At 61.2% G+C, this 12,893-nt stretch carries 8 protein-coding genes; 1 reads left to right on the top strand and 7 read right to left on the bottom strand.

From position 1 onward, the window contains the following. The 7 genes from PLJ71_21265 to PLJ71_21295 form a co-directional block, all read right to left on the bottom strand. Window positions 1-3,059 (bottom strand): C45 family autoproteolytic acyltransferase/hydrolase (locus PLJ71_21265; protein HQM51219.1); only part of this gene is annotated, 3,059 nt, incomplete at its 3' end. A gap of 541 nt (window positions 3,060-3,600) precedes the next feature. Beyond that, window positions 3,601-4,431 carry a pyridoxamine 5'-phosphate oxidase family protein gene (locus PLJ71_21270; protein HQM51220.1) on the bottom strand — a complete coding sequence of 277 codons (831 nt, stop codon included), beginning with the start codon at window positions 4,429-4,431 and terminating at the stop codon, window positions 3,601-3,603. Window positions 4,432-4,447: 16 nt separating this feature from the next. Then, complete coding sequence (locus tag PLJ71_21275; protein HQM51221.1) at window positions 4,448-6,844, bottom strand: pyruvate formate lyase family protein; 2,397 nt, start codon at window positions 6,842-6,844, stop codon at window positions 4,448-4,450. A gap of 173 nt (window positions 6,845-7,017) precedes the next feature. Then, entirely contained in the window at window positions 7,018-7,863 is an 846-nt protein-coding gene (locus PLJ71_21280; GenBank protein ID HQM51222.1) for a hypothetical protein, read from the bottom strand. A gap of 167 nt (window positions 7,864-8,030) precedes the next feature. After that, window positions 8,031-9,968 carry a PA14 domain-containing protein gene (locus PLJ71_21285; protein HQM51223.1) on the bottom strand — a complete coding sequence of 646 codons (1,938 nt, stop codon included), beginning with the start codon at window positions 9,966-9,968 and terminating at the stop codon, window positions 8,031-8,033. 249 nt (window positions 9,969-10,217) lie between these two features. After that, on the bottom strand, window positions 10,218-11,258 hold the full coding sequence (locus tag PLJ71_21290; protein HQM51224.1) for a uroporphyrinogen decarboxylase family protein: 1,041 nt from the start codon (window positions 11,256-11,258) through the stop codon (window positions 10,218-10,220). An 81-nt stretch (window positions 11,259-11,339) separates the two neighbouring features. After that, window positions 11,340-12,065, bottom strand: coding sequence for a hypothetical protein (locus PLJ71_21295; GenBank protein HQM51225.1), 726 nt, complete (start codon window positions 12,063-12,065; stop codon window positions 11,340-11,342). 568 nt (window positions 12,066-12,633) lie between these two features. On the opposite strand from PLJ71_21295, the gene PLJ71_21300 reads away from it, so the two are divergent. Further along, the coding region (locus PLJ71_21300; GenBank protein ID HQM51226.1) for a hypothetical protein at window positions 12,634-12,893 on the top strand (260 nt) is incomplete at its 3' end.

The following is a 12,893-nucleotide window of genomic DNA, read 5'->3' on the forward strand; positions in this document are numbered from 1 at the left end:
GCATGCGTGACCTGTACGGGCAGGCTCGTAGGATTCGTCACGATCACGGGCTCGGAACCGTCGCCGAAGTCCCACTCCCATTCCACCACCTCACCCGAGCCGGCAGTAGTGGTGTCAGTGAATACCACTTCCCTGTCCCTGCCTACACTCGTCGGCTCGGCCGTGAAGCTCGGTGACGGCGGCGCCATTGTGAGCTTGACAGGCAAGCTGAAACCCTGAGCGTTAGTGCCCGTCAGCTCGATGCTGCCTTCGGCAAGGCCCGGGATTCCGGCGAGCAGCGAGCGGTCGACGGTTACCGTGATCTCGACCTTGTTGGCCGGGCCGGTGCTTGTGCCGCTGCTGGGCGTCACGGACGAAATCCACTCTTCCGAGGCGGTGGCGGTGAACGTGAGAGACGACGACGAATCGCCCCCGTTCCACACGAAGAAAGTCAGTTCCTCCAAATCATTGCCAAAGTCGAGTTGTGGCGGCGAAACGCTGATAAGCGGTTCCGGATACCCCGCAATGATGCGGACGGCCTGGGTCTGGCCCGAAGCCGCCTTGATGGTCACAGACCCTTCGTGGATCACGGTCTTTTCGAACATGCTGCGGTTGATAGTCACCTTGAGATTGGCTTCGTTCGCGGGCCCCGTGCTCGAGCCGGTCGAGGGGGTTACTGAAATCCATGGCTGGTCCGCGGTAGCCGTGAAGTTCAATGTGGTGCCGCCATCGCCCGCGTTCCAGACATCGAAATTCCACGTGGTTTCGTTCAGCCCGAAGTCGTGCGAATTCGCCGAAACGCCGATAGCCGGTTCGGATTGGCGCGCCCGCACAAGGATGGTCGCCCTGTCGCCGGTTTCGGTGGTGACCTGGATGGTCCCCTCGGCTTCGGTAGGCAGTTCAAAATACTTGTGAAGGTCTACATACACGTACTCGCGCGTATAGGCTTCGGAATCCGGGCCTTCGGCGAACGCTACCCACATTTCGAGACTGGTCGCGTCGTATACGGCATTGAGCACGCTTGCGCCGTGGGTGGCCACGTTACGCGACAGGGTGATCATTTTCGTGCTGTCGTATGTGCCGTAATTGTTGGTCAGATGCTCGTGCGCGATAGGGTCGCGCGACTCCGCGTGGTACACCACGTCATCAAAGGTGCTCAGGCCTTCGCCCCGCACCGGGTCGTTCGGGTCCGCATCGGTGTAGATGATCAAATCGTTCGGCGGCGTGTCGGGCGCATGAGCCTTGATTTTCACCGCGCGCCGCTCGTTCCTTCCGTCGCCGAAAACATAATGGTACCGCTTAATGCGTTCCGTGCCCGCCAGAATGTCCACTGCTTCGGTAAGGTTGTCGGCGTCGTAAAGGACCTTGCGCAGGAGGGTGGCGAAATGCTCGCCGTTCAGATTGTAAGGCGCTTCGCTCGACGGGCTGTCGCCCACTTCCGACAATGCGATGCCTTTCGCGTTGATGCCCGTGATGCAGCCCAGCATCCCCGCAAAACCTACGTTGGCGTGCGGAATGCCGTCCGTGGGATGGTAAACCACTATCCAGGGATTGTCCTGCGCGCCGGATTCCAGTTCCCAATCCAGGTTCCGGATCTGGTAGAGATGCTCGTCTGCCGATGCCTTGCCCCACACCGCGATAGCGCTGCATGAGTACGATTCAATGACGGGAATCATGTGGATGCGGACCAGTCTCTGATACCGCCCGGAGTAGCCGCGATTGGCCAGTCCATCTGCCACGCCTTGAAGTTCATCCAGGAATTGCTGATCGATGAAAGGCGAGACCTTCTGCCATGCGTCGTCAAGCGCGGCGGTGTCGATCCCCACGGCCTCGGCAAACGTCTCGTAACTGGTCATATTCGCCACGATCTCATCGGCCATGAGTTCGCCCAGGCTGCGTCCCATCTCCGTTGCCGTGCCTCCGACCACGACGACGGTGATAGCGTCAGCGCCCGTGCCAACAACGGTACGATAGGGAGTAAACGCCTTGGTTTGGGCCGCCTTGCTCATGGTGCTGCGGTCGATGGTGACGGTAATGATATCCGGGTCCTCCGATGCGATCACCGAACCGCTGGCGGGCTCAATGCTGATCCACGGGTCGCCCGGCGCGGTGATGGAATATACCGCTACGCTGCCCGCCTGGCCGGGGTTCGACACGCCGAACGTGCGCTGGGTATCGGTGCCGCCAAAGTCAAGCAGCCGGGTGGATACGGCTAACGAGGGTGCGGCAACCTGCACCACGACCGACACGGTCTGGGGCGTCAGCTCAGGGGCCGTCACGGTGATCTGTCCCTGGTACGTCTGGCCCACCTCCAGGCCGCCCCGGTCGATGACCACCTGAATCTCTTGTTCGTCGTCGATACCCGTCGATACGCCGCTTGTTGGCGTAACCAATAACCAATCGGAATCGGTCGAGACGGCGAAATCGAGCACGCTTCCCGCTTCCCCTGCGTTATACACGCGCAAAGACCACTCCGTCTCGGCGGTCCCGAAATTATGGCTTGTGCTGGACAAACCGATGGCGGCAAGCGGGTCACGCGCGCTTATCGCTATGGTTCTCGTATCGCCCTTCTCTGATGTAACGGTGATCGTTCCCGAATACACGGCTTTTCCGAGAAGACTTCTATCGAGAGTCACCTGAATGGTTTGACGGTCATCGCTGCCGGTGCTGGCGCCGGACGTCGGAGACAGCGAAACCCAGGGTACGTCGGCCGACAGGGTATACGCGAGACTGGTGCCCCGGCTGCCTGCGTTCCAGACATCAAACGACCACGAGGTCTCTTCGGCGCCGAAGTCGTGCGAAGTCTCTGAAACTCCGATCGTGCTCAGACCCACGGAGGCGCGCACCGCAAACGTCTTCGACTCGAGGCCCGGTGAGGATACGGTAACGATTCCCGAGTACGTCCCGCTATCGAATTTCGTGCGGTCAATAGAGACAAGAATTTCGGTCTCGCTATTGCTGGTTGAAGCAGTACCGTTGATTGGGTTTACGCTGATCCACGGCTGGTCGGCTGAGCACGTGAACCGGGCGCTCGAACTGCCGCCTGTGACCCACACAAAAAAGGAAAACTCCGATTCCATTGTCCCGTAATCATGCGAAGAATGGGAAAGGCGGAGTTCGGTTGTTCGACTGGGGCATCCAACTGTCAGAACACCCATCAGCACTACGCCCAAGAGCAAAGAAATTCGATATGTGCCCCGCACTGGCCTGTCCTCCTACGGCTTCGAAAGCGCGTCGCTCTCGGCCCGTTGCTTTGGCGTCCTGCCTGGCCGATATGCACCCATCCCAGAAGTCAAAGTCATCCAAGCTGATTTCACCGGAAGTCGTCCCCCAAGTATGGACAACTATCCCTGACAGACTGCAATAAACAGCCGTCTCCCTTGCACTTGTACTCTATCAGCAGACGGGTTTCATGTCAAGTAATTCTCCCGCTGGCGTCTCGGGTCCGGCTCTGTCAAGAAGAGCGCGGCCGGGTTTCCTAACACATTAGCCCGGAAGGAATTACAGAGGAAAGCCGTCTGCCGCCCGCCTCGGCAGCGTTCAAGATGAGCTTATACCAGATACTGGGAAACGTCCCTGGGCGCGGGACTCGCAAGACGCTCATGCGGCGTTGTTCTTGACCTATCGCGGGGCCCTTCGCGCGCGGGCTTCGGGTTTGTCGAGCCGTTCGCCGAGGAGTGGAGGGGAGGCACTATAGCATGCGTCGAGCTCGATAAAGGCGGCGCCTGTCCTGTTCCCTGCATACACTCCCTTGACCTGGTAGGCGACAGGCTCGCGAGTAAGGACGGCGACCGCAAGGCGGGTCCCCGGCTCGATGTCTTTCATATAGGCCGCGGCAAACGGGTCCCTCATGACCAGCCGGTCCCTGCCCGCCGGCACGCATGCCATGAGCGGGAAGGCTCGGGGGAAACCGTCGCCATCGCGGTATGCGGCAGCACGCACCGCCCCCATACGCAGGAACTTCTCGGCCACTTGAACGGGCATGCACGAGCGGTTGTCGTTGCGCGTGGCGAACAGTGCGATGGCCCGTGCGCGAAGGTAATCGCCCAGCACCCGATACTTGCTCATTGAAATCGGGGGCGATACATCGGCCACTTCAATCGCGCCGGCCGCGCGAACCCCCGTATACGCGTTGTAGCGGAGCAGGGGAAGCCTATTTACGAAATCCAGCCGTTCGCCCCGGGTTTCGAATCCGCGGAACCGGCCTTTGATGCTCCATCCCCGGAAGCTCTCGTCGATTACAGCAACGCCGACCGCGTCGCACGCGCACAGGTTAGCGCGCGACTTCCGCATGAGGAACTCGCCGAATACCAGCGTGCCGTCGTGATAGGGATGGATGGTGAGCACGGGCACGCAGTTGGGTTCGCCCGAATCATCGAGAGTGGCCAGGAATTTCGGGGTGAACCGGCCCTCCAATGCCGCGTAAACTTGCGAGTTCAGGGGTTCGGGCATTCGTACCTCGCCGTTGTTATAGCCGGTGTGCCTCGCGGGCGATGATCTCTTCCTGCATCTCGCGCCCGAGATTCGTGAAATAGGCGTTGTAGCCCGTCACACGCACGAGCAGGTTGCGGTAGGTCTCGGGGTCCTTCTGGGCTGCCCGGAGGGTATCGATATCGACCATGTTGACCTGCAGCGCCGACCCGCCCTGACGGCAATAGCCGCGCAAGAACGCCCCCAGCTTCGTCAGTTGCGCCTCGTCGCGCAGCAGCGAAGGCGACAGCGACATGGTGTGCGAGGACCCGTTCGGAATGACCTCGAGCCCGAGATGGCCCACGGAACACGCCGCGGCGGTGGGTCCCCGGCGGTCCATCCCCGGCACAGCAGCGACGCCGTTCGACAGGTACGTGCCGCGCCTGCGCCCGTCGGGTGTCGAAGCGGTGTTGGGCGCGTAGGCGATGCCGTAGTTCCACGAGAGGTAGCCGCCGCGGTACCGCTTGCCGGTGAGTGGCGTGCTCGATGCGGCCGCTTCTTCGGCCCACCAGCGGGTGATGTCGCGGGCCATGCGGTCCGCCTCGGGCTCGTCGTTCCCGTATTTGGGCGCGCGGTTCAAGAGGAGCTGCCGCAGAGGTTCGTCGTTATCGAAATCGGCCTCGAGCGCGGCGATCAAGTTGCCCATCGAGACGCGCTTTTCTTCAAAGACGAGACACTTTACCGCCGAAAGCGAATCGGCGGCCGTGGCGAGCGCGACGCCTTCCACCGTGATGAAATTGAACCGCGCGCCGCCGGACGTCACGTCCGTGCGATTCTCGATGCAGCCTCCTACCAAAGCCGAGAGATACGGCGTCGGAGCGTACTGGGCGCGGGCAGAGTCCGCCCGGTTCGTCAGGTCGATCAGGTGCTGGAGGCAGAACGACAACTGTTTGCGAAACGCCCGCTCGAATTCGTCCCAGGTTCCCATGGTGCGCGGATCGGGCGTTCGCGGGCCAAGCTGTTCGCCTGTTTTCTGGTCGCGTCCCTGGAACATCACGAGTTCGACCGGTTTGGCGAGATTGAGATTGACGTCGACCGTGCCCGAGCGGTCGTCGCCCTGGCGCGTATTCTCGAGGCAGCCCACGGGTGCATAGTTCCAGAGGTCTTCTTCGGGGAGCCCTCCCCAGCGCAGCCCGCGCATGGATGTTTCGTCGAAATTGAGCAGGAAAGGGGAGCCCTGCGCCTTGGCAACAAGCTGGCATACCCGTTTGAGCAGGGCATCGGGAGTGCCGTCGTGGATGCGGACGTTGGGCTTGGGTTCGAGGAGGTTCATCTCCTCGATGACATCGAGGCAGAGCCAGGTCAGGTCATTAGTCATGTCTTCGCCGTTGGGGCCGCAGCCCGACAACGTGACCAGTTGGCCGAACGACGACGTGATACCCTGATTGCGCCCGACGCGTCCCTGGAAATCATATGCGTAATTGGGCTTCACCCAGAAACACCGCAGCAGCTCGCGCGCCCAGTCGCGCGACATGCGACCCGAGGCAATATCGGCATCGTAATACGGGAACAAAAACTGGTCGAAACGCCCGAACGACGTCCCCGCGCCCGGATACGATTCGCAGGTCTGAATGAGCATGTGGGTGAACCACAGCGACTGCAGCGCTTCATGAAATGTCGATGCGGCGCGGCGCGGCACCTTGCGGCAAATCCGGGCGATTTCGTGCAATTCCCCGGCCCGCGTGGGGTCTGCGGTCACCGCCAGCCGCTCGGCTTCGTCCGCATACCGGTCGGACAACGCCAGCGCGCCGCGGCAGGCAATCGCAAAGGACTCGAGGGTGTACCGGCGCCCCGGGTCCTGTTCCCGGGCGATTTCAGCCTCGATCCCGGTGAGAATCCCTTCGAAACCCTGGCGCAACACCCGCGGATAATCGGGTATCAAGTGCCCCGGTACCGCGCCGCAGTTGCCGATGCCCAAATCGGACGCCCGGACCACTCCCCGGCGGAAAGACTCGAGTTTCTTGTCCAGCTTACGCGCCTCGCGTCTGGTCAAACACAAAGACAGGCCCGCGTTGAACTGTCCTCCCACAATCAGCTCGCCCTCAAGAATGTTGACCGGAAGATGGCGAGCCAGGACGTCATGGAAAAACGTGGCGACACGGATCGGAAGAGGCTTGTGCCAGAAATCGCCCGGGAGGGGTATCACGACCGCCGCGGCCAGCAGCGAATCCGCGTACGCGCGGATAAACGGCATTATCTCCGGCACGATGGTCCACCGCGACGCCATGAATACGCTGTCCCAGGGCGTGCCGGTGCTGAACGGCATCACTTCGTTGCGGAAGGACCGGGAATCGAACGAAAAGTACTCGTCGCGAAGCCGCTTCACCCTGTCCGACAAGTTCTCGGAGGGATTCCAGATCGGAAGCTGTTGGGCGGCAGCGACGGGGACGGGCATGGGGTCCGCGCCTCCTTGGTCATGGGCAACACAGGACACGTTCTGTCCCGATCGTACCTCAAACTTGACGAAACGTCAAAAACGGAGGCGTGCCGCGGAGATGAAACCCCTCCGAAAAAGCAGACAGCCCCCGGGTGTGCGCACCAAACCGGGGGGCTGCCCGAATCTCTTGCCTATTCCTCGATTCGCGCTGTCACGACGAAATAGAGGGCTTCGCCCGGCGTAAGGTTCTGTTTGGATGCCACGAACGGCTGTCCCGGCTGCAGGACGAGGATGCCCGCGCGCAAGCCGACGTTATACCGGTTTTGCCCGCCGGGCCTGGGCCGTACGGGCGGCGCAGGAACGGCCTGTGCCGCATCGCCCTCGGGCTCTGGCATGAACAGCTCCGCGCCTATCGTCATCTCGTCCGCCCGGACCACCTGCTTTTCCGGGGCGGTCTCGATGGTTGCGCGTTCAACCTGGAACTGGTACGTCGACGGTTGGGCGCCACCGAGGGGAATGAACCCATTTCCTTGAACGCTGCTGCCGTCCCGGGTGCGCATCAGGATACGGTCCATGAGGAAGAGTTCCCCGGCGGGGAAATCCTTGCGTACCTGTTCGGCTGCGGCTGCGGCGTTCTCGGTCAGTGCCGCGCCCAATTCCTTGACGTTTGTGAGAATGTCAACAGTGAACACGATGTTTGCTGCCGACTCTCCATGTACGGGCCGATCGAGTTGGCGGATGAGCTCCTCGGCGCTTTTGACTACGCTGGGCCGGCCATAGAGGACGATGGTGTTCATGTCCTCGATGGGAATATGCGACAGGCTTCCTTCGAATACGCACAGGACGCGTTCGATGAGCTTGATGTCGCCCTGTTCAACGGTTACCAGACGCGCCTCGGTATCGTTTGCTACCGTGGGGATGGTGACGGGCGGTCTGTTTTCTTGTGCGCTGGCGGTGCCCGCGGCCGCCATACCCAGCAGCGCAATTAAGCCAAGAACAGGCACGACACGTGCATTACACAGGATCGCGGTTCGCATGGGTCTTCCCTCCGGTTTGCTCCCTTGACACCACAAGAACGCTGTACCAGCCTCCTTAGTTGACGAAGGCGGAAAGAGGAATATTCAGGTGATTTAATTTCGGGGACACAATACTCAATTGGGAATTCGCGCGCACTATCTGCCACAAGTGTCTTGACCATTCATGGTCATAATTGAGTATTGTGTCCCCGAAATTGCGAAATTGCGAACGCGTACAACCGGGCGTTTTGGAGGCGGAACTCGAGTCGCAGGGGTTTTGACACGATCTCGCTGAGGGGGCGTGTCCAGACTACGTTGGCATCGAGGGCGTCGGACGCGATGGGTTCACACTCTGCAAACGTGAATCCGGGCAGTGGTTGGCCGTCTTCGCCCACGGCTTGCACGCGGATTTCGCCGGCTTGGGCATCCGCGTTGAGGGTGATGCGGTCTCCCTCGATTATTAGAAAAGGCGTTCTTACGAGTCCGGGCTCCGGCCCCGCTTCACGCGCGGCGTAACGGTCGCGCTTGATTTTGACCAGTCCGATTTGGCGCTCCTCGAAACGGTTCACCTTGTGTCCGCGGGCGTACCCGCCATAGTAAAGATAGACGTCGTCCCCCACGGGCACCTGTTCATCGATCCACGCGTGGGCGTGGTCCCATGCGCCTTTTTGGGGGTCGCGGTCGAAGAAATGCGTGGTATCACGGATCCAGGACTCGCCGTCGCGGGACCACGCCAGGCTTGTATATCCCACTCCGTAAGCATCGGGGGGATCGGGAGGATCGTCGGCCTTGAGATCGTCGCGAAGCACCTTCACCATGCCGATAAGGAGGTCACCTCGGCGCAGATAGCCGTCCATGGCGTAGAACTGGGTCTCGCCCGGTTCGAGGGAGTCGTCGGGAAGCAGTATATAGTGGGGAGTGGTCCAATCGACGAGGTTGGTGCTGAAACTGTGCATGGTGATGCGGCGGTTGCCGGACCAGGTGTCGCCTTCGCGGTAGGTCGATATGGTCGCGACATACCGCTCGAACTGCGGATCAAAGTATAGGCCGGTAATGTCGTGATTGTGGTATATGACAGGCCCGGTGCGAATGGGCGTCCACTCGAAGCCATCCGGCGATGCTGCAATCTGCAGGCCGCCGTCCATCCACCAGGAAACGGCGTAGCGCTGGCTGGCGACGGCGTACCCGGGCCCCCGGTCGACGACGCTGACGCCGAACTGGATTGGGCCGGGATCCCGAAGGGTTCGCATGGGCCGTTCCCAATGCACGCCGTCGGTGGATTCCATGTAGTTGATGTGAGACTGGCCCATGGAATCGCCCGCGCGGCCGCCGTACCAGATGCGGAAACGGCCCGTGCCGGGGTCCTGCAGGATGGTCATATAGGGCTGGAAGCAGCCGTCTTCCTTGCCGGTCACGATCGGGTTGGGGATGCCGGAGTCGCGCTGCGGGACATTGACCACGCGCTGCACGTTGTTCGAGTCCGCGATCAGGTAATCGTCGATGAACAGGTGCGGCCCTTTGGCGAGATGAATCGGCTGCGTGGGAGGCGTCTGCTGGCCGGGTACATACCGGCAGGCGTAGTCATGTGATATCGGCACATTCTCGGCGCTTCGCGCAGGTTTTCCCGCCAAGGCGGCGGCCTCCTCGAGGTCCGGCGCCGTGTGCGTGAATGCCGCGGCTGGCACGAGTTCGCGGTCGTGGCCGGGCCATTCCCAGAACAGGCGCATGTGGGCCGTGCCGCCGTTTTGGAAAAACTCGACGCGGATGGGAACGGATTGCCCGGCATCTTCGAACGAGAATGCTCCCTGTCGGGGAGAGTTCTCCGCCCATCCGTCAATGATCCGGGTATTGAGAATCCATACGCGGCAGCCGTTGTCGGCTTCGGCGGTGAACGTCACCTCGCCCTTGATGGGCGCGGTGACGGCTCCAAACCACAACCTCGAATAGTCATTGATGGCCGTGCCGGTGTCGAGGTTGACCTGGGGGTCCACACCGCGGTCGCCGGGGCGGCTCAAGTTGGAGCCGTTGAAAAACACCCAGACGAGGCCGGGCTCTGTGCCGGACTGGTTCTCCCCCGCGGCCAGCAGCGCCGCAAGCACGGTCATCGAAAGTCCCAACACGCTCATTGCAGGCACTCCGTTGTCCGACGTATTGTTCATTCTCGAGCGGCCGAACCGCATTGGATGGAGCGTCGGGGCGGGATCGCCTTGCCCCCTCTGAACAGCACGTGCGCCCAGCATGGCACGCTTGGGCGGCTGGCGCAACTCAACGCGCAGCAGCACGGTTTCCTGGCCGAGCTGCTTTTGCGGCAGGCATACCTTTGGGCGCAGGCATCCGCGCTCCGCCATGGGCATGCGCGAGCGACCCCGTCACCGCTACCGCGCGAGCTTCTTCCAGACGCTTCGCGTGGTCTCCACGAAGGCGCGCACGTTGTCCTCGGGCGTGTCGCGAGGAACCATTTCGCCCGAGTTCATTACGTGGCCGCCGTGTATGCTGACGTTGCGCGCCACGCGTTCTACTTCGCGGGCTACATCGGCCGGGCTCCCGTTCATAAGGGTGCGGATGGGATCGATGTTGCCTGACAGGCAGACCCGGTCCCCGGCGATCTCCCGCGCCGTCTCGATGGGGATTCCGGGCCCCACGCTGAGAATGGAAAACCCTGCACCGGCCATCAGGTCAAGCATGGCGGGAAGTTCTTCGCTGGCGTGGTAGATGGTTATGGCGCCCGCTTTCTTATACGCGTCGGATACCCGCCGGGCCGGTTCCAGGGCGAATTCCCGGTAGGTATCCGGGCTGATTAGATGGCCCGACGCATTGCAGTCGCCGAACCAGATTGCGTCGGCGCCCGCCTCGAGCTGGTCTAAGCCAAACCGTGTTTGGTAGTCGACGAAGAACTCGAGGGCATCCCGCAGAAAGCCGGGCTGGGTGATGGGCAGGAGCATCGTCTCGTTGAGACCGAAGGCCAGGGCCACCGAACTGAAGGGCGCGGCGGTGCGTCCCGTGACGCATACCGTATCGCCGAAATGGTTCTTCACGGCGCTGATGGCGTCCAGCAGGACCCCCATGCGGCCCTCGACGCGGTACCCGTGCGCTCTCAGTGTTGCCAGCGCGCCCTCGTCCGCGGGCAGGTATTCGCAAGTTGCGGGAAGGATGTCGCCTTGTCCCTTGACGCCCACGCCGAGCGTCTCGAACTCGAGGCAGTCGTCGACCTGCAGCCACGCCCAGTCGTAGTCGAAGCGCTCGATGGCCTCGACCTGCACCCGGGCCATTTCGTTCGAGTTTGAGTTGTAAAGGTCGTACCGGCTGCCGCACACCCGCACGTCCATTTCCTCACTGCAAATGAACGCCGGCAACCGCTCGGGCCGTTTCATATTCATCGCGGCCTCGATATCCTTGAGTACGCCCCGATATGCCATAAAGCCTGCTCCCTTGGGTAGGGCCTTGGTCCGCGCTCACGTTCCGGGCAGTGCCGGCATCTCAGCCGCCGGTTCCGGGCGTCAATCTCCCATGAAACACAGCCCTTTGATGTCGCGCGAACCCGGAAAGCCCTCCGTTCCTCCAATGTCTTCCATGTCCTGATGAAACCATCCGACAATGCCGAAGGCCGTCCGGATGAGGTAATCGCTTGTATCAGGTTTGTTGAGCAATATCTCTATCTCGGCGCGCTCGGGCACCTGTTCGACGGCCTCGGTGGACCCTGGCTCGAGGTACAGCGTTATGGGGCGCAGGGTTTCGGTCTTCATGCCCACGTAGTTGAAAGGCTGTTTCACCGTGCGCTTGCCCGCTTCGGTGAACTCGAATTTCTGCCGCACGTCAAACCAGTTATTGACGCGGCCCGAGGTGTACACGGTTCCGTTTCCCGGAACCACCAGCGTGCACCCGCCGAAGTAAGCATAGGGTTCGAGAGTCCCGTCGGCCTGCTTACGGTAAATGGTGAAGACCGGGTCCACGCTGGGCCCTTCGTTGAATGCGATCACGACCGTCTCGTTCGAATCCCGCGCGAGCTTCGTTTCGAGGATGCGGTACTCGATGGCTACCATGACCTTTTCGTCGAATTTCTGTTCGTTGAGCACCTTGCTGACGGTTGGGTCGTACTCGACGCGGATGGGGAAGCCGTAGCAAATGTCGCTCCGCTCCCAGATTGCCAAGCCGTTGAACGATGCCCCGCTCAGAAAGCAGGCCGCAAGCAATGTTCCTGCTGCTATGTTTTGAATAATGCGCATCCGTCGCCCCTCCTCTCATGAAGCCATGCTTCTTTTCAGCATGGCACGCTTTGGTTGCAGGCGCAATAATCGCTTGGCGGAGAATATGTCGCGCGCCTTGCGTCTGGAAACCCAATTGGGGCCGAGAGGCCGGGAAAAATACGAATAATAACGAGAAAGTCCATAAATATCCCCATTAGATTAGCCAAACACAATCAATGGCTTGACAAATCAACGGTTACCTATTGACAGTAACAGTATCTTCAGCTAACCTGTCACTGTTAGTGGTGTGCGCACACCAGCGCACGAGGGTCAGGTGGTAAGGCGGAGGGGAAGCTTGGCGGCTTCCCGCTTGTTTGGGCGGAGCGCGCGTGAGAGGGATGCGCGTTAAAGGCGGGCTGCACACATGCATACATCCGAACAAGACGGAACCCATTCCCGCAGGATGAGCCCTGGGTCTCTAAGGCAAACCCGAACACGTCGTTCCCCCGCGAGTTTTTCCTATTAAGTCTTTGGCAGTGGAAAAGGATGCTCCTCTTTGCGGCATGTGCAGGGAGCGGGCGCTGAAACTTAAGAAGGAGGAAGCGTTGTGACCGCGTTAAGAACTATGGGGGGGATAGTACTGGCGTCGGTTCTGATACTGGCACTTTCGGGGTGCCCCTCATCCACACCTGCGGTGCTGTCCGTTTCCCCCACGAGCTTGAGCTGGGCGGCTGACGACGACACCACGAGAACGCTCAGCATCGTCAATGGTGGCGCATCGGACAGGGAGGCGCTAGTGTGGACAGCTACATGCAGCGTGGCCTGGGCTACCCTTTCACAAGCATCGGGCACCGAAGCCAAAGCCAG

It is taken from the genome of Candidatus Hydrogenedentota bacterium, assembly GCA_035416745.1.
In the GTDB taxonomy this organism is placed as follows: Bacteria; Hydrogenedentota; Hydrogenedentia; order Hydrogenedentales; family SLHB01; genus UBA2224.